This window comes from Acinetobacter sp. UBA1496, assembly GCF_002324975.1.
Classification (GTDB): Bacteria; Pseudomonadota; Gammaproteobacteria; order Pseudomonadales; family Moraxellaceae; genus Acinetobacter; species Acinetobacter variabilis.
Genome location: NZ_DCRI01000089.1, coordinates 1 through 17,102 on the forward strand (window position 1 = coordinate 1; position 17,102 = coordinate 17,102).

General features: G+C 41.6%; 15 protein-coding genes. 9 read left to right on the plus strand and 6 right to left on the minus strand.

What is annotated here, in order from left to right:
- Positions 1-407 precede the first annotated feature (407 nt).
- Entirely contained in the window at positions 408-980 is a 573-nt protein-coding gene (locus B3143_RS09660) for a peptidylprolyl isomerase (RefSeq protein WP_104426782.1), read from the minus strand.
- A 103-nt stretch (positions 981-1,083) separates the two neighbouring features.
- On the opposite strand from B3143_RS09660, the gene B3143_RS09665 reads away from it, so the two are divergent.
- The gene (locus B3143_RS09665; protein WP_286740246.1) at positions 1,084-1,755 is read left to right on the plus strand and encodes an acetoacetate decarboxylase family protein; all 672 of its coding nucleotides are present in this window, start codon (positions 1,084-1,086) and stop codon (positions 1,753-1,755) included.
- Positions 1,756-1,800: 45 nt separating this feature from the next.
- On the opposite strand, the gene B3143_RS09670 is transcribed toward B3143_RS09665, so the two are convergent.
- A complete protein-coding gene (locus tag B3143_RS09670; protein ID WP_286740248.1) occupies positions 1,801-2,871 on the minus strand; it encodes an alpha/beta hydrolase in 1,071 nt (356 codons plus the stop codon).
- Between the two features lie 213 nt (positions 2,872-3,084).
- On the opposite strand from B3143_RS09670, the gene B3143_RS09675 reads away from it, so the two are divergent.
- The 6 genes from B3143_RS09675 (at position 3,085) to B3143_RS09700 (ending at position 8,979) form a co-directional block, all read left to right on the plus strand.
- On the plus strand, positions 3,085-3,579 hold the full coding sequence (locus tag B3143_RS09675; RefSeq protein WP_286740249.1) for a hypothetical protein: 495 nt from the start codon (positions 3,085-3,087) through the stop codon (positions 3,577-3,579).
- 721 nt (positions 3,580-4,300) lie between these two features.
- Positions 4,301-4,843 carry a nucleotide exchange factor GrpE gene (gene grpE, locus B3143_RS09680; protein WP_004780371.1) on the plus strand — a complete coding sequence of 181 codons (543 nt, stop codon included), beginning with the start codon at positions 4,301-4,303 and terminating at the stop codon, positions 4,841-4,843.
- Positions 4,844-4,962: 119 nt separating this feature from the next.
- Positions 4,963-6,903 carry a molecular chaperone DnaK gene (gene dnaK, locus B3143_RS09685; protein ID WP_125279437.1) on the plus strand — a complete coding sequence of 647 codons (1,941 nt, stop codon included), beginning with the start codon at positions 4,963-4,965 and terminating at the stop codon, positions 6,901-6,903.
- A gap of 166 nt (positions 6,904-7,069) precedes the next feature.
- A complete protein-coding gene (locus B3143_RS09690) occupies positions 7,070-7,465 on the plus strand; it encodes a hypothetical protein (RefSeq protein ID WP_228127210.1) in 396 nt (131 codons plus the stop codon).
- Between the two features lie 119 nt (positions 7,466-7,584).
- On the plus strand, positions 7,585-8,490 hold the full coding sequence (locus tag B3143_RS09695) for a matrixin family metalloprotease (RefSeq protein WP_261635226.1): 906 nt from the start codon (positions 7,585-7,587) through the stop codon (positions 8,488-8,490).
- A gap of 111 nt (positions 8,491-8,601) precedes the next feature.
- Positions 8,602-8,979: a hypothetical protein gene (locus B3143_RS09700; protein WP_162835342.1), complete on the plus strand. Its 378-nt coding sequence runs from the start codon at positions 8,602-8,604 to the stop codon at positions 8,977-8,979.
- 60 nt (positions 8,980-9,039) lie between these two features.
- On the opposite strand, the gene erpA is transcribed toward B3143_RS09700, so the two are convergent.
- The 4 genes from erpA to B3143_RS09720 form a co-directional block, all read right to left on the minus strand.
- Positions 9,040-9,375 carry an iron-sulfur cluster insertion protein ErpA gene (gene erpA / locus B3143_RS09705; RefSeq protein WP_286740254.1) on the minus strand — a complete coding sequence of 112 codons (336 nt, stop codon included), beginning with the start codon at positions 9,373-9,375 and terminating at the stop codon, positions 9,040-9,042.
- Between the two features lie 116 nt (positions 9,376-9,491).
- Positions 9,492-10,505: a putative solute-binding protein gene (locus tag B3143_RS09710; protein WP_125279440.1), complete on the minus strand. Its 1,014-nt coding sequence runs from the start codon at positions 10,503-10,505 to the stop codon at positions 9,492-9,494.
- A gap of 194 nt (positions 10,506-10,699) precedes the next feature.
- A complete protein-coding gene (locus tag B3143_RS09715; protein WP_004780360.1) occupies positions 10,700-11,710 on the minus strand; it encodes a putative solute-binding protein in 1,011 nt (336 codons plus the stop codon).
- A gap of 254 nt (positions 11,711-11,964) precedes the next feature.
- The gene (locus B3143_RS09720) at positions 11,965-12,969 is read right to left on the minus strand and encodes a putative solute-binding protein (protein ID WP_286740256.1); all 1,005 of its coding nucleotides are present in this window, start codon (positions 12,967-12,969) and stop codon (positions 11,965-11,967) included.
- Between the two features lie 211 nt (positions 12,970-13,180).
- Here B3143_RS09720 and B3143_RS09725 point away from each other — a divergent pair, with 211 nt between their 5' ends.
- Positions 13,181-15,124 carry an ATP-binding cassette domain-containing protein gene (locus B3143_RS09725; RefSeq protein ID WP_286740257.1) on the plus strand — a complete coding sequence of 648 codons (1,944 nt, stop codon included), beginning with the start codon at positions 13,181-13,183 and terminating at the stop codon, positions 15,122-15,124.
- Positions 15,125-15,426: 302 nt separating this feature from the next.
- Positions 15,427-16,590 carry a zinc-dependent alcohol dehydrogenase gene (locus tag B3143_RS09730; protein WP_286740259.1) on the plus strand — a complete coding sequence of 388 codons (1,164 nt, stop codon included), beginning with the start codon at positions 15,427-15,429 and terminating at the stop codon, positions 16,588-16,590.
- Positions 16,591-17,102: the final 512 nt, after the last annotated feature.

Below are 17,102 nucleotides of genomic sequence, written 5' to 3' on the forward strand. Positions count from 1 at the left end.
TCTTAAACTTGGCTCATCAATTTTCTGACTTAAATTTCGCTCAAATAAACTTCGAGTAATTTAAACCAATCAATCAATGAAACTAATTTCGATCAATCAACCAATAAAAATCCACACAAGTTGTTCTTCATAATCTCTTAATGATCTTTCTAACATCTCGTCAATGCCAGAAGCTGGACTTCGATAAACTTAACAACTCAGCAATCTGCTGCGTTCGTTTCCGTCTATCTCGTCGGTATGAGCTCATTATAGGGCAATTTCCTACACAAGCAAGTGCTTTTAACGCACACCAATCATGACTGTTTCATTTTTATGCACCAAATTGGTTCATTTTTCTACCAATTGTTACATAAGTTCATAATATTCCAAAGAAAATATAAACAAAACATTTATGTTTTATTTTTCACTTACTTTTTCACGCTTGGTGCTTTAATAGTCACACTGTTAATTTTTACTGCTGTTTTCGGGACGTCCTGATGCATGCCATAGTTCTGAGTAGGTACTTGAGCGATCTTATCGACTACCTCCATACCTTTAGTAACCCGCCCAAATACCGCATATCCAGCATTTCTTGGTGAACGGTCCAGAAAACTGTTATCTACCAGGTTAATAAAGAACTGCGCTTTAGCCGAATTAGGATCATTGGTACGTGCCATGGCCAAAGTGCCACGTTTGTTTTGCAAACCATTATCTGATTCATTCTTGATTGAAGCTTTATTATTGGCTTTTTCCTGCATGTTGAGATCAAAGCCTCCACCCTGAATCATGAAGCCTGGAATGACCCGATGGAAGATAGTTCCTGTATAGAAGTTGCTTTTGACATATTCTTCAAAGTTTTTCACCGTAATCGGTGCTTTGTCATTAAAGAGTTCAATTTCGATATTACCGGATGAGGTTTTCATCTCGATCAGGGTATTGGCAGCAAAACTTGGCAAGCTAAATGCGATTAACGCGATAGCAGATAATGATTTTTTTAACATTTTTTAACTCATCTACTGATAAAGAAAGGTTGAGATTCGCAACATATTAATCTTTCATGACTAATAATGCAGTGACCTGCCGACTAAAGACAAGAGAATAATAATGAGCCATGCATTACTACAGGAGAAAAGCGTCCATCAATTTCCACCCTGGCATTTGCAGGGGGAGGGTTTTATTCTGAATTACTGGATTACCCCTCATTTCATTCGTGAATTTCAGAGTTTTCGGATTGCGCCATCTCCACTCGGCCGTGTCGTTCAGGTTCTATTGGTGCGCTATCATCATTCTCCCGTGGGTCCTTATGATGAATTGCTGATTATGGATCATCCTTTAATTAGCAGACGGCGTCTTTCGACTATTCCGAAAATTTATGTCTCTACTCATGAATCTATTGTGCATGGTCAGCACTTGTGGGGCATTCCTAAAGAATATGCAGAGTTTGACTGGCGAGAACAGGGACAGGAAACGATTTGTCGCATTACTCATCGTGGGCAAAACATGACGCTTCGTCTTAAAAAACCCAAATCTCCTCGTTCTTTCTATTTAAATAGCCATCATCTTCCAAGCTCTATGCTAAAAATCCGGCAAACCTGGAAATCCCAACATTATCAGTTTAGTCCTCAATTCCGCGGTTATTTCTCCAAGCTTACTCAGGCAGAGTGGCAAGATACTCAGGATACATTCCCGGATTTTTCTAAGACTAAATATTTACAAAGCTTTTATGTGCCTAAATTTAATCTGGTCTTTCCAGAAGCCAAGATCCATAAAAAATAAAAAAGGTGTTTCACGTGAAACACCTTTTTTACATCTATTTTTGAGTCAGATCTTTTTATCCAGGAATTTACGGAAATTCTTGCTGAGTTCGATAACCTGCTTTTTCGAACGTTTATGAATTGGGGTCAGATTGATAAAACCGTGTGCCTGATCCGTATATTCCTGATAATACACTCGTACCCCGTTCTCACGTAACTTCAGTGCATAGATTGAACCCTCATCATGCAGCACATCATGACGGGCGGTAATCACATAGGCAGGTGGCAGATTTTTCAGCTCACCGTAGGTCGGTGAAATCAGCGGATCGTCCAGTTCGACCTGATGTGTTTCAGCATATAGCTTGGTCACCAGATCAATATCCTGAGCTGAAAGTACCAGCCCCTGATTGTATGCATAAAAAGAAGGATGGCGGCTTTTAAAATCGACTGCCGGATAAAGCAATAACTGTGCGCGAGGTGCATAGATTTTATCGGCACTCCGCTGCGCAACTACTGCCGCCAGATTTCCACCTGCACTATCCCCTGCCACTACAATCTGGTTTTTATAGATTTTCAGTTGCTTGATGTTTTGGTGTACCCAAGCCAGAGCATCTTCACAAACCTGTACCATCTGCAAAGGACTGTATTCTGGCGTTAGCGGATAAGCCACGCTGAGTACCTGCACCTTGGCATGCACCGCCAATAAACGGCAAAACTCATCATGTGTATCCAGACCGCCTACTATAAATGCACCACCATGATAGAAAATGACTATCGGCAATTTTTTCTGTGGTGCTGGATGATAATGTCGGGCAAAGATAGTGCCATTTTGCAATGGCAGGCGCAGATCCTCGACTACCTTGACCGGCGTCGGTTTCGCCTGAATAGCTTTCATGCGTTCATCAAACAGTTGACGTGATTGCACCGCATCCTCACTAATAAAACTGTGCTGTCCCTGTTTGAGCTGAATCGCCATCAAGCATTTTATATAAGGATCCAAATCAGGATAGTCATAAGGATAATCCAATGCTTTTACCAGACGTTCTTGTGCAAAGCTCGGCAGGCAATCCAGCAAACGTGCTGCAGTGCCCTGCCCCTTATTCATTACAAATTTCGTGACCGGATTATTCGCACCCATGAGTTTTCATCCTTTTCCCATAATTCTTCATTTTTTCTACATGATCAGGGTTTTAGTGACCATATTCTTATATAAGTCTTAATATCAATGTACATAGCTCATCTGTCAAATACGCTAACCTGAATTTAATCAAATGTCATTGATAGTTTAAGTGAGATTTTTACAGCACTTTTGCGACTTTAATGTAGAAGTCTGTATAAAAGGAGATAGCTTATGGCGATAAAAATAATAACGGTATCTTTAGCCACTGCATTTTTAGCCGTAGGCTGTGTGGCTTTTCCTGATCATGGTTATTATGACGGACGTTATGACAGTCGCGATCGAGGTTATGATTATCGTTATGATCAAGACCGTCGCTATGATCGGCAACGCTGGGAATACGAACAGCAGCGTAAAAGACTGGAACTGGAACGTCGCAAAAATATTCAGCAGCGTAACTGGGAACAGGAACGGCGTCGGCAAATAGAACTGGACCGGCGTAAAACTCAACTGGAACGACAACGTCTGGAACAGCAACGCAAAAATCTGAGTAATCAGCGTCAGAAACAGGCTCAGGCCGAGCGTAAACGTCGCCAGCAGTTGGAACAACGTAAAAAAGTGGCAGAACAGCAGCGTAAACAGGTTCAGCAAAACCGCTCCAATAATCCACGCTGGAATGATCAGCGACGTAAACAGGAACAGCAGCGACCACGTAATCGTCGCGATTAGGTAGAATATAAATAAAAAGAGAGGCTCTGATTTAAATCGGAGCTTTTTTATAGGCGCAGTTTTATTATTTTGATCTCATCCAAGCTATTTTCTTTGAATAGAAGAAATGTTTTCAATCAGCATAGTCTTGATGAAGATGATCCCATTTTATAAGTCGAAAACCGTAGCAAATTTCAGGCAAAAAAAGGCTTATCTAGAGAAAAGATAAGCCACGAAAACACATTTCTAAAAAAGAGAAGAAACTACAGCGATAGAATCTGAAATGAATAATATAGCGTTACTCATTTTTTGTGTAATACTTTATTGCTTAGTTATTAATCGCTTTTATGTCTAAAAAATAATCTGGACAAAAAAAAGCCGGACCCTGTGTGAGGGATCTGACTGGAAAAACAGTTTAAAAAATAAGGCAACAGCAACCTGGTTCAGCTCTCTCCTCAGAACAAGGTCGCTGTTAATGACGCTATGATGCACCTGTCTTAAAAATATTTAAAACAGATAAAAATTATTATTCCTATCTAAAAATACGATGCTGCTTTTATTAAAGTCATTAAATCCAAATAAATCTTAAAATTAATCTGTACTTGTGCTTGAATTTTTTGCCCCTGCCCCGATTTCTTTAAATAATTAAAAATTTCAATCATGGCAGTTCAGTATTAACGCAGTTAACTCTGACGCCCAAGGACTGTACATGTTTAAGAACCCATTTAAACGGAGTAAATCAATGGCGACTGAGCAAAACGATCAAGCTCAAGAACTTGAGCAAGAGCAAACGGAACAACAAACAGCTCAAGCTGAACCTGAACAAGCTGAAGTTACCGTTGAGTCTTTACAGGAACAAATCGCACAGCTTGAAGGCGATTTAAAACTGGAAAAAGCACGTACTGCAAATGCCGTATATGAGGCACAAAAAAGTGTAGAACGCATTCAGCGCGAATCAGAAAAGCATAAAGATACTGTTTTGGAAAAGTTCTCTAAGGAGCTGTTAGAAACTGTAGATAACCTGGAACGTGCAATTCTCGCTGCGGGTGAAGAACAAGGCCCGTTACGGGAAGGCGTAGAACTAACTTTAAAAGGTTTACTGACAACATTAGAAAAATTTGGTGTGGTCGTAGTTGATACTGAGAATGGTTTTAATGCCGAGTTACATCAGGCAGTTGGTATTGCACCAGATGCCAAAGCCAATGAGATCGGTACAGTCTTGCAAAAAGGCTATGCCCTGAACGGCCGTTTATTACGTCCTGCAATGGTTATGGTTGGCGCTTAAGCTAAATAAATTCGGGAGTTTGTGAAATTTTTTCTAAAAGTTTACTTGAAAAAAATTGAACGGCTCTCATATCGGATAACAAGTGTAAATCACAAAAAAATTTTTGAGGAAACATCAAAATGGCTAAAATCATTGGTATTGACTTAGGTACTACAAACTCATGTGTTGCAGTACTTGAAGGCGACAAAGTTAAAGTTATCGAAAACGCTGAAGGTGCACGTACAACTCCATCTATTATTGCGTACAAAGATGGTGAAATTCTGGTTGGTCAATCAGCTAAACGCCAAGCGGTAACGAACCCTAAAAACACATTATTCGCGATTAAGCGTCTGATCGGTCGTCGTTATGAAGACCAGGCAGTACAAAAAGATATCGGTCTAGTGCCATATAAAATCATCAAAGCCGACAATGGCGATGCTTGGGTTGAAGTAAACGATAAGAAACTTGCACCACAACAGATCTCTGCAGAAGTTCTGAAAAAAATGAAGAAAACTGCAGAAGACTATCTGGGTGAAACAGTCACTGAAGCGGTGATTACTGTTCCTGCTTACTTCAACGATGCACAACGTCAAGCAACTAAGGATGCAGGTAAAATTGCAGGCCTAGAAGTTAAACGTATCATCAACGAACCAACTGCTGCGGCGCTTGCGTTCGGTATGGACAAGAAAGAAGGCGACCGTAAAGTTGCAGTTTACGACTTGGGTGGTGGTACATTCGACGTTTCAATCATTGAAATCGCTGACCTTGATGGCGACCAGCAAATCGAAGTGTTATCAACTAACGGTGATACCTTCCTTGGTGGTGAAGACTTCGATAATGCATTGATCGACTACCTGGTTGAAGAGTTCAAGAAAGAACAAAACGTGAACTTGAAAAACGATCCACTTGCGTTACAACGTCTGAAAGAAGCAGCTGAAAAAGCAAAAATCGAGCTTTCTTCTTCTAACGCAACTGAAATCAACCTTCCATACATCACTGCAGATGCGACTGGCCCTAAACACTTAGTGATTAACGTGACTCGTGCAAAACTTGAAGGTTTAGTTGCAGATCTTGTAGCTCGTACCATCGAGCCTTGTAAGATTGCGCTGAAAGATGCAGGTCTTTCAACTTCTGACATCTCTGACGTGATTCTGGTTGGTGGTCAGTCTCGTATGCCACTTGTACAACAAAAAGTACAAGAATTCTTCGGTCGTGAACCACGTAAAGACGTGAACCCGGACGAAGCAGTCGCAATGGGTGCTGCGATTCAAGGTGCAGTATTGTCTGGTGACAAAACTGACGTACTTCTTCTTGACGTTACTCCGTTGACACTTGGTATTGAAACCATGGGTGGCGTATTGACTCCAATCATTGAGAAAAACACGACGATTCCTGCGAAGAAATCTCAAGTGTTCTCAACTGCTGCGGACAACCAGCCTGCTGTAGATATTTCAGTTTACCAAGGTGAACGTAAAATGGCTCAACAAAACAAATTGTTGGGTAACTTCCAGTTAGGCGACATCCCACCTGCTCCACGTGGTGTGCCACAAATTGAAGTATCGTTCGACATCAACGCGGATGGTATCTTGAAAGTATCTGCAAAAGATAAGAGCACTGGTAAAGAGCAATCTATCCAGATCAAAGCAAACTCAGGTTTGTCTGATGCTGAAATCGAAGCAATGATCAAAGATGCTGAAGCGAATGCTGAAGAAGACCGTAAGTTTGAAGAGCTTGCAAAAGCACGTAACGAAGCGGATGCGCTAGTTTCTTCTGCTCAAAAAGCAGTAAAAGATCTTGGCGAACAAGTGAGTGCTGACGAAAAAACTGCAATCGAAACTGCGGTTTCTGAGTTAGAAGCATCTACGAAAGAAAATGATGTTGAAGCAATCAAAGCGAAAACTGAAGCATTGCAAAACATTATTATGCCGATCACTCAACGTGCTTATGAAGCAGCTCAAGGCCAAGGCGGTGCACAAGGTTTCGATCCTAATGCATTCCAAGGCGGCGAAGGTCAAGCTCAAAAAGCAGATGACGGCGTAGTTGATGCTGAATTCACTGAAGTAAAAGATGACAAAAAATAATTTGTCACTTTGAGAAAAAGACCGCATTTTATGCGGTCTTTTTTTTGCTCAATGCATAGGCAATAGAATGTTTTTTAATTAAACTATAATGAAATAAATAACTTAAAAATAAAAACGTATGCAGAATTTTATTAAGCTTTTTCTTCTGGCTTCCGGGCTTGCGATCATGCTGCTCTACCCAATGGGTAATCTGCTTCTGATCTTACCGCCGAATGTGGTACTGGCGCCTTTTAATTACCTGCAAACCTTCGGAATTGAAGCTTCTTTTTCCTTAGGCTTTCTGATTGCCATCATTGTGTTGCTGATCCTGGCTGTACCTCAGCGCTATCCTTCCGGAAAAGGTTTTATCATTCTAGGTATTGGATTGCTGAGCTATATTATTTTCCAGATCTTTAAATCTGAAATCACGCTGTATGCCTTTAATCACCAAACCAGACATTCCTATAACCTGAAATATTTAATTGAATTTATGATCTTCTTATTGAATGGTATAGGCCTTGGTTTTATTTATCATTCCAATATGCCAAGACAGGTTGAACAGTGGAAAGGTAAAAAATCATAATCTAACCTGAGCAGAACCGTGCATAAGCACGGTTTTTATTGCCACTCTTTATCGCTCTGACGCTAGGATTTTGCTGTTTTTTTAGCTACATTGAGCCAAACAATATTTAAAAAAATACTATGCGTCTTTTAAGCTTTCTGGGGATTGTCGTTTTCATTGTGTCATTGTTTTTGCATCTACAAACCAAGACCCATCCACAATTAAAATTTAATTCACTGGCTGACCGTTTAACCCACCCTTTTGATACCCGCTTACGTTTCCGGATTGACCAGGTCGATCCAGGTTTTGGGCTGACCCGTGATGAGGTCATTCAATTAAGTCAGGAAGCGATTCAGATCTGGCATGAAGGAACCAGTTGCGATAACCTGATGGTCTATGATGAGAATGCTCAGCTGGCCATTCAACTGATTTATGATCAACGCCAACAGGATTATGAAGCCTTTAAAAAGGTTGAAAAAAAGTTACTTGCCGATGAAGCCAGATATCAGCGTGAAGTCAGCAATCTGCAAGTTTCGCAGAAAAATCTGGAAGATCAGCAGCAACGCCTGATCCAGCAAAAAAGTCAGCTGGAATTTGAATTTCAAACCCTATTGCAACGCCGTCAACAGGCCAGCTCATCTGCCGAGCGTGAACAGCTTCAGTATGAGATGGAAATGCTCAAGCCTAAACTGGAAAGTTTTAAACGCGAATATGCCTATCTTCAGGAGCAGCTATCTTCATTTAACCAGCAAGTTTCTGTGCATCAAAACAGTGTGCAAAGCCATCAACAAAATATCCAGCAGGCCCAGCAGCGCTTTCCTCCACGCCAGTTTCATAAGGGTATTTTTATGGGAGATAAGATCCAGATTTACCAGTTTGATGCCAAAGATGATTTACGTTTAACTTTGGCACATGAGTTGGGCCATGCCTTGGGTCTCTATCATCATAATGATCCAGAAGCCTTAATGTATCCTGTATTAGGTGAACAGAATCTGCAAGATTTCAAACTGCGTCCAGCAGACAAGACCCTGTTGTATACTCGATAAAATTCAGGTTTTAATTCCCTATATTATTTATGTGTTTAGTCTAGTAAAAATACAACCCGGTTTCATTTCATGTTATTGTGAAGAACAGTAGGACGTCTTAGGCCAACTTTCCTGGAGATTCATGTGAGTTACTACCATATTCTAATTGAAGTAAATGACCACATTAGTACGATTGATGAAACCCGTGATATCGAGATCTTTGATATCGAGGATATTCAACCTTATCTTCATTCAATTTTGCTGCCTTATTTCAATGAACAGCTGATCGAGCTGGATGATGAAAATCTTGAATTTAAGGATATTTTGCATCTGCAAGTGAAACAGACCTTATTGCCGATCAATGACTTGATTGAAGAAGAACAGCGTCTATTGCCGAGCGATACGGACATTACCATTACAGCCTACGAGATATTTAATAACCGTGAACTGAGTCAGGATGTCACTACAGTGATTTTTGACCTGCTTGAAGCGGTCAAACTGGAAAGCTAAGCTTTCTTCAGATATAAAAAAGTCCTCATATGAGGACTTTTTTATTCAACTTGATATATGTTAGATCGAGAATGAAGATCCACAACCACAGGTCGTGGTCGCATTCGGGTTTTGTACCACAAAACGTGAACCTTCCAGACCTTCAACATAGTCAACCACTGAACCAACCAGATATTGATAGCTCAGAGAATCGACCAGTATTTTGACATCGCCATTGACGAATTCTGCATCATCTTCATTTTGGCTTTCCGCAAAGTTAAAGCCATAAGAGAAACCTGAACAGCCGCCACCGGTGACATACACACGGAGCATTAAGTCTTGGTTACCTTCACTGTCACGCAACTGGCGTACTTTATTTGCGGCATTGTCGGTGAGCACAAGCGCTTGAGCATTCATGGCGGATTCCTCTGTTGAATGGAATGTCTTTAAAAAGAAAAGACCATATTTCAAGTATAACACACTCAATATATGGTCAGTCTGTACAGATTAAAAGTCAAATCAGAGTAATTTTATCAGGATTGTTTATAGTTCTCATCCTGTAATGCACATTCGAAGTTTTTCGGATTCTGCTTGCAGCGGAATTGCCAGAGCAACTTCATCATGCGTTTGTCATAAATACCCCGTTTGGTCAGATCAATCCGCGAATCACGCATCAGCTTTTGGTAACCCGGTTTATCTGCCTCAGGAATATCCATCCAGTATTTAGAGGGAATATCTGCCTTCATTTTACCTAAAATTCCAAAAGCACGCGGTAACTGGCTTTTCACCCATTCACGTGATTTTTGTCCATATCCAGCCGGGAATTTATCCGGACGAATAATGATATTACCAGTGACCTGTAACACCGGATAATTCACAATAGCACCCTTGCTTCCCAAACCTTTATGGAGTTCTAATGGTTTAAATACGGCAGCTGGCGCACCAATAATATCGACCTGGCCATTGTTAAATTTAGAGCCAAAGTTGGTCACATCAGCGCTGACTGCCTGTGCACCCACTTGTTGAACCATGATTTTTTGTGCTTCGTCATAGTCGAGTACAGCAATTTTTTTACCTGCTGCTTTCGCCACAGTATTAATACTTCGGTCATTGACCATCAGAAAGGCATCGCCTACCGGAATCACCCCTGCGACTTCATATTTGCCTTGAACCATGAGCTTGGCAAAGGTCGGACTTGCCAGGCCTTGCATCACTTTAACTGCCAGGTTCAAATCTGGAATCGCGCCAATCGCATCGAGTGAACCGGTAAATCGGTTGAACTGACGGCCGCGCATACCCGTGACACTGATCCCATCACATTTACCAGCTTTAAAATCTTCTGCGACGACAGCTTCATTGGTATTTACCCTAAGCTCGATATCAGCACCCCAGTTTTTTGCGGCCAGTTGATAGTCTTTCATTACAGCATAGACGTCGCCATTTTTGCCGACCAGATCGAATACACATACTATCTGTTTAGCCTGAGCCAGGCCTGAAACTGCCGCGAGTGCTGCACCTACAGCCAGGGCTTTCCATCCTTTCTGCATCATTTTGCTTTCCTTGATTGCCTTGTTTTTGTTATCTGCTTTAAGTGCTACATGTTATTGTTTTTTATACCAAACATGAAAGCATTATTTTTAATCAGCTTAACTGCTTTGCTATGATCTGCAATGGCAGATCTGACTTTGTTTAATATAAAAAAAGCTTAGATAAATCTAAGCTTTTTTCCTTAAAAATCAAATTATTCGCCAGAAAGTGAACATTCAAAGTTGGCTTTATCGACAGAGCAACGCGCACGTTTCAGTACCGACATCATGCTGGCATCATAGATTCCACGCTTGGTCATATCCATACGCCCTTCACGTAATAACTTCTGGTACTTGGTTTTGTCTTCCGCACTCAGATTCAGCTTATATTTCGCTGGAATACCGGCTTCCAGACGATTAATCATCGCCATGCTCTTAGGCAGATTTTTAATAAACCAGTCACGAGACTTCTGGCCGAAACCAGCCGGGAATTTCTCCGGACGGATCACAAAGTCAGAGGTGACATGCAGTACTGGAAAGTTAAACATCGCACCGCTATTGCCCAAACCTTTATAGATTTCGAGTGGTTTGTACGCATACGCCGGTGCGCCTACCATATCGACCTGACCATTATTAAACTTAGCTACGAAGTTAGATACATCAGATACTACAGCCTGAGCACCTACACGTTGAACCATGATTTTTTGCGCATCATCATAGCCCAGTACGGCGAACTTCTTGCCTGCCGCTTTTTCAATGGAGTTGATATTTTTGTCACGCACAAAGATAAAAGCTGAACCTAGTGGCGCAATCCCAGCTACCTCATATTTTTTACCACCCATGGTCGTGACCATTTTAGCTGCATTACGCTTATCCAAAGCGAAGCTAATCGCACGCTGTGCAATGGCATTACTTGGAGCACCACCTAAGGCATCGATTGAACCGGCAAACTTGTTGTATTGACGGGCACGCATGGCAGTCATGAATACACCATCACATTTGCCAGCCTTGAAGTCATTGTCAGCGACGGCTTCATCCTGACGGGCGATCAGATTAATATCTGCGCCCCAGCCTTTTGCTGCCAGCGCCCATTCCTGAGCCATCTGGAAAGACTCGCCAGATTTACCAAGTAGGTCAAACACACAGATATCGACCTTTTCTGCATGTGCCACACCTGCAAAACCAAATGCAGAAAATGCAGCCAATGATAAGAGTGTTTTTTTCATTTTAGTTATCCTTTGAAATCTTGTTGTTAGCTGAGTGTCCGTACACGCGTCAAATATTAAGCAAATTTATTTCAAAAAAATAGAGCATTTACTCCAGATAAAAGCCGTTTTTTGGCCTATAAAGATAAATCAGCTTTATCCGATTTCCTTTACCCGGTTTTTTTATAAATATATCAGTATCTTAATATTTTAACTTGGCTACTTTGAATTACATTTCATTCGCTGTAGTTACAAAGATATACATGATTTTAAAACTATTCACCACTGATTGAGCATTCGAAATTAGTTCTTTCCACAGTACAGCGTGCCCGTTTTAATACTGTCATCATGCCAGCGTCATAGATGCCCTGCTTGGTTAAATCCATGCGTCCTTCACGCAGGATTTTCTGATAACTGATCTGTTCCTCACGACTCAGGTTCAGAACATATTTACGCGGGATTTCTGCTTCCATCCGTTTTACCATCGCGAAGCTGCGGGGTAACTGCTTAACAAACCATTGTCGGGAATTGGCTGCAAACTGTTCCGGAAATTTATCCGGTCGAATAATCAGATCTGCTGTGACATTTACTACTGGAAAGTTAATCATGGCTCCTTTCTGACCCAGCCCTTTAGTCACTTCGAGAGGTTTAAAGGCATAAGCGGGCGCTGCCACAATATCCACTTCACCCTGATTAAATTTACGGATGAAATTGGAAATTTCCGAATTTACTGGTACAGCTTCTACCCGGTTCACCATAATCGTTTGGGCATAGTCATAATGTAGAACTGCAAACTTCTTGCCTTTAATATGTTCCAGTTTGTTCATATTACGATCACGGATAAAGATATAAGCAGGACCAATCTGGCCAATACCGGCCACTTCAAATTTTTCCTTGCCGATCTGAGTGGTCATGCGCTTGGTATTACGTTTATCCAGCACATAACTCACCGCTTTCATGGCGATGTCATTATTAGGAACGCCACCAATCGCATCAATAGAGCCAGCAAATTTGTTATAAGCTCGCGCACGCATGGATGTCATATAGAAGCCATCGCATTTTCCGGCTTTGGCATCCTGATCGACTTTGGCCTCATCCTGATAAGCAATCAATTGAATCGTAGCTCCCCACTGCTTGCTGGCCAATGCCCACTCTTCCAGCAGCTTGAAGGATTCACCCGATTTTCCCAGTAAATCAAATACACAGACATTGACTGGGGCAGCATGTGCACTCGAAGCCCATAGGCCCAGTGCGGATAAAATTAAAAATCTATTTTTCATTTTTATTCTACTCAATATTATTATGAACCTTGATGGCTCTATCTTTCGGTTTTTAAACAAAATAGAGTATTTACTCAAAATATAGTTCATCATATATGAATCTATAAATTTTTAAAGCCTGAACAGGATAAGCTGCAACGAAGATTTTTTGTTTTCTTCCGGCTTTCCATTAGAATAGCGGCATTCTCTTTTGCTCTTGTTAGTAAGTTCAATGATTCAGTTAGACCAAGTTTCGTTACGCCGTGGTGGGCGAGTGTTATTTCAAAAAGCCTCCATGCAGCTTCATCCCGGCTGGAAAATTGGTTTAACCGGCGTGAATGGCGCAGGAAAATCAACCCTGTTTGCGGCTCTTTTAGGTGAGCTTAGTGCAGATGAAGGTTCACTAACCCGTCCATCCGTGTGGACCGTAGCGCATATGGCTCAGGAAATTAAAGCACTAGATATGCCGGCCATTGATTTTGTTCTGTCAGGCGATGAAGAGTATTGGGATATACAGGCCAAACTTGCGCATCCAGAACAGCTGTCCGATGCAGAACTGGCACAGCTACATGGCCGTTTCGACGAGATTCATGGCTATTCTGCACCATCAAAAGCAGCTCAGTTAATGGCCGGTCTGGGCTTTATGGATCATCAGATCCGTCTGGATGTTTCCAGTTTTTCAGGCGGTTGGCGGATGCGTCTGAATCTGGCTCGTACCCTGATGAGCCGTTCAGACCTGCTATTACTTGATGAACCAACCAACCACTTGGATCTGGATGCGATTTTGTGGCTCGAAGACTGGTTAAAGGCTTATGAAGGCACTTTAGTACTGATTTCGCATGACCGTGATTTTCTGGATGCCGTGACTGATCATATCCTGCATATCGAAAATCAGGAACTGACTCTCTATACCGGCAATTATTCAACTTTTGAAGTGACCCGTAGCGAACGTCTGGCACAACAGCAACAGGCCTTTGAGAAACAGCAGGAAGCCCGGGCACATCTACAAAAATTTATTGACCGTTTCAAAGCCAAGGCGACCAAAGCACGTCAGGCCCAAAGCCGGATTAAAATGCTGGAGCGCATGCAGGATCTCGCCCCTGCCCATGTGGATACACCTTTTACCTTCAGTTTCCGTGAACCGACTAAAATGAGTTCACCACTTCTCGCCTTAGAACAGGCGGAAATTGGTTATGGCGATAAATCGATTGCCAGCAAAATTAATCTGCAAATCACTCCAAATTCTCGCATTGGTTTATTGGGGATGAATGGTGCGGGTAAATCAACCCTGATCAAAACCTTAGTCGGAGATTTGCCGTTATTAAATGGTCAACGCAAGGCCTCAGAATTACTCAATATTGGTTATTTTGCTCAGCATCAGATGGATGCTTTGGATGCTAATGCCAGCCCAATGTTACAACTGGCACGTATCGCCGATCCAAAAATTAGTGAAGCTTCTTTACGTTCTTTCCTCGGCAGTTTCGGTTTTAGCGGTGAGCGCATGGATACCCCATGTGAGAGTTTCTCTGGGGGTGAACGTGCACGTTTGGCTTTGGCTTTAATTGTTTGGCAGCGTCCAAATGTACTGATTCTGGATGAACCGACTAACCACCTGGACCTGGATATGCGCCATGCCCTGACTATGGCTTTGCAGGATTTTGAAGGTGCGGTGGTACTCGTTTCGCATGAACGTCAATTGATTGCGACAGTATGTGATGAATTGTTGTTAGTGCATGCCGGACGTTGTACCGAATTTGAAGGAGATCTACAGGACTATGCCAAATGGTTACGTGAAGCGCGTCAACAGCAGATTAATGCGCAGAACGCCTTGGCCAAAGCACAGGTAGTAGAAACAGAAGCTAAACCTGTGGTTGTAGCCAAAGTAGATAAGGAAGCACAGCGTAAACTGGCCGCCCAGCGTCGTGAGCAGACTCGTCCGATTCGCAAGAATATCGAAAAATGCGAAGGGCAAATCGACAAACTACAGCCGCGTCTGGCAGAAATTGAAGAATTGCTGGCAGATAGTGCTTTATATGAAGCTGCACGTAAAGATGACTTGCTGAAACTCATGAACGAGCAGACTGAACTGAAGCAGAAACTGGAAACTGCCGAAGAGCAAATGCTAGAACTGATGATGGAGCTGGAAAGTTTGGAGCAATCTTTTCAGGAAGGTTAAGTTTTAAACTCGGATTCAAATCTTAGAGATTAGCTGCAACTGGAGCTAATCTCTTTTTTTATACTTTTTATATATTGCTCTGTCCGTCTTTTCCCTGATTTCTTCATCGAAACCATTTTTTGACATATTTTGTAGTGAATTACGCAAATCCTATATAAGTTTATTTTTTAAACACTCGGCTTCCTTATTTCATACATTAATTTACAGCTTTAGGTCAGGTTATAAGGCTCTAATAAAAAGGCTTTTTAATAATCAGCAGCCTTATTTGAGACTATTTATGTTGAACTAGAGAGGAAATCCGCATGCGTGCTCTTACCTATCATGGTGCTCGGGATGTACGAGTTGAATCTGTTCCAGATCCAGTGATTCAGGAACCAGATGACGTTATTTTAAGGGTGACAGCCACCGCTATCTGTGGCTCAGATCTACATCTATACCGGGGTAAAATCCCGGCCACTGAAGACGGTGATATTTTCGGCCATGAATTTATGGGAGTTGTAGAAGAAGTCGGCCCTGCAGTGACAGAAGTCAAAAAAGGTGACCGGGTGATCATTCCCTTTGTCATTGCATGCGGTCACTGTTTTTTCTGTGAACATGAACTCATGGCTGCCTGTGAAAATACCAATACGGGTCGTGGTGCGATCCTGAATAAAAAACAGATTCCACCAGGAGCGGCCTTGTTTGGCTTTAGCCATCTGTATGGTGGTGTTCCGGGTGGTCAGGCTGAATATGTCCGTGTACCTAAAGGTAATGTAGGCCCATTTAAAGTACCGGGGTCATTACCGGATGAAAAAGTCCTGTTCCTAACTGATATCTTGCCTACTGCATGGCAGGCTGTAACCAATGCTCAGGTCACTCGCGGCTCGAGTGTTGCGATTTATGGGGCTGGCCCAGTTGGTTTACTGTCGGCTGCCTGCGCACGTATGCTGGGTGCCGAACAGATCTTCATGGTAGACCATCACCCTTATCGCTTGCGATTTGCTCATCAAACCTATGGTGCAATTCCAGTGAATTTTGATGAAGTCGATGCAGCTGAATTTATTATTCAAAATACAGCAGGTTATCGTGGTGTTGACGCGGTTATTGATGCCGTTGGTTTCGAAGCCAAAGGCAGTGTTCTGGAAACCGTAATGACCAACCTGAAATTAGAAGGTTCGAGTGGTTCAGCGCTCAGACAATGTATTGCAGCAGTCCGACGCGGCGGTGTGGTGAGTGTACCTGGAGTTTATGCTGGTCCAATTCATGGCTTCCTGTTTGGTGATGCCTTTGACAAAGGTTTAACCTTTAAAATGGGACAAACTCATGTGCATAATTACTTGCCGCAGTTGCTAGAACATATTGAAAATGGAGATCTGTCTCCAGATGTGATTATTACCCATCGCATGAAACTGGAAGATGCTGCGGAAGGTTACCGTATTTTTGATAAGAAGGAAGAAGACTGTCGTAAAGTCATTCTGACACCGTAAATGTACTAAAAAAATAAAAAGCGCCGTTAGGCGCTTTTTTTATTTTTGATCACCATTTTATAAACCATACTTTTTCTATTTTCAGTTTTAAAAGTTCAGATCTATTGCCTGTTTATCAGATGAACTGGCACTAGGTCACGTGATGACCCAGCTTAAAAAAACTAAGCTATAGAAGTAAAAGTTGGAAAAATCTATAACCCTATGATTCATTAATAAAAATGAAATTTCACTTGATTATTAAATTAATTGTGTAGTTTAGCTACAGTGAAGATCTTTAGAATTAAAATATGTTCCACGCTAATTATTAATTAAATCTACAATATCAATATAAGCTATTAATTTTTAAATTATTTATATAATTTTCTATTAAAAAACAGATAAAAATTCACTTGAACTGGTCACTTTTATAAACAGAGAATATATGGCTTTAACCAGTCTTTTAAATTCAAAAACCTATTTTAAATTTAAAATCACTTATCCACAAGATATAGAAATTAGGGTCTGTTGACACT

Excerpts from the sequence above, each read along its gene's own strand:
- B3143_RS09665 (WP_286740246.1), top strand. The coding sequence starts at position 1,084 with ATGAGCCATGCATTACTACAGGAGAAAAGCGTCCATCAATTTCCACCC.
- erpA (WP_286740254.1), bottom strand. The coding sequence starts at position 9,375 with ATGAATGCTCAAGCGCTTGTGCTCACCGACAATGCCGCAAATAAAGTA.
- B3143_RS09720 (WP_286740256.1), bottom strand. The coding sequence starts at position 12,969 with ATGAAAAATAGATTTTTAATTTTATCCGCACTGGGCCTATGGGCTTCG.
- B3143_RS09695 (WP_261635226.1), top strand. The coding sequence starts at position 7,585 with ATGCGTCTTTTAAGCTTTCTGGGGATTGTCGTTTTCATTGTGTCATTG.
- B3143_RS09690 (WP_228127210.1), top strand. The coding sequence starts at position 7,070 with ATGCTGCTCTACCCAATGGGTAATCTGCTTCTGATCTTACCGCCGAAT.
- B3143_RS09675 (WP_286740249.1), top strand. The coding sequence starts at position 3,085 with ATGGCGATAAAAATAATAACGGTATCTTTAGCCACTGCATTTTTAGCC.
- dnaK (WP_125279437.1), top strand. The coding sequence starts at position 4,963 with ATGGCTAAAATCATTGGTATTGACTTAGGTACTACAAACTCATGTGTT.
- B3143_RS09660 (WP_104426782.1), bottom strand. The coding sequence starts at position 980 with ATGTTAAAAAAATCATTATCTGCTATCGCGTTAATCGCATTTAGCTTG.
- B3143_RS09730 (WP_286740259.1), top strand. The coding sequence starts at position 15,427 with ATGCGTGCTCTTACCTATCATGGTGCTCGGGATGTACGAGTTGAATCT.
- B3143_RS09715 (WP_004780360.1), bottom strand. The coding sequence starts at position 11,710 with ATGAAAAAAACACTCTTATCATTGGCTGCATTTTCTGCATTTGGTTTT.
- B3143_RS09710 (WP_125279440.1), bottom strand. The coding sequence starts at position 10,505 with ATGCAGAAAGGATGGAAAGCCCTGGCTGTAGGTGCAGCACTCGCGGCA.
- grpE (WP_004780371.1), top strand. The coding sequence starts at position 4,301 with ATGGCGACTGAGCAAAACGATCAAGCTCAAGAACTTGAGCAAGAGCAA.
- B3143_RS09725 (WP_286740257.1), top strand. The coding sequence starts at position 13,181 with ATGATTCAGTTAGACCAAGTTTCGTTACGCCGTGGTGGGCGAGTGTTA.
- B3143_RS09670 (WP_286740248.1), bottom strand. The coding sequence starts at position 2,871 with ATGGGTGCGAATAATCCGGTCACGAAATTTGTAATGAATAAGGGGCAG.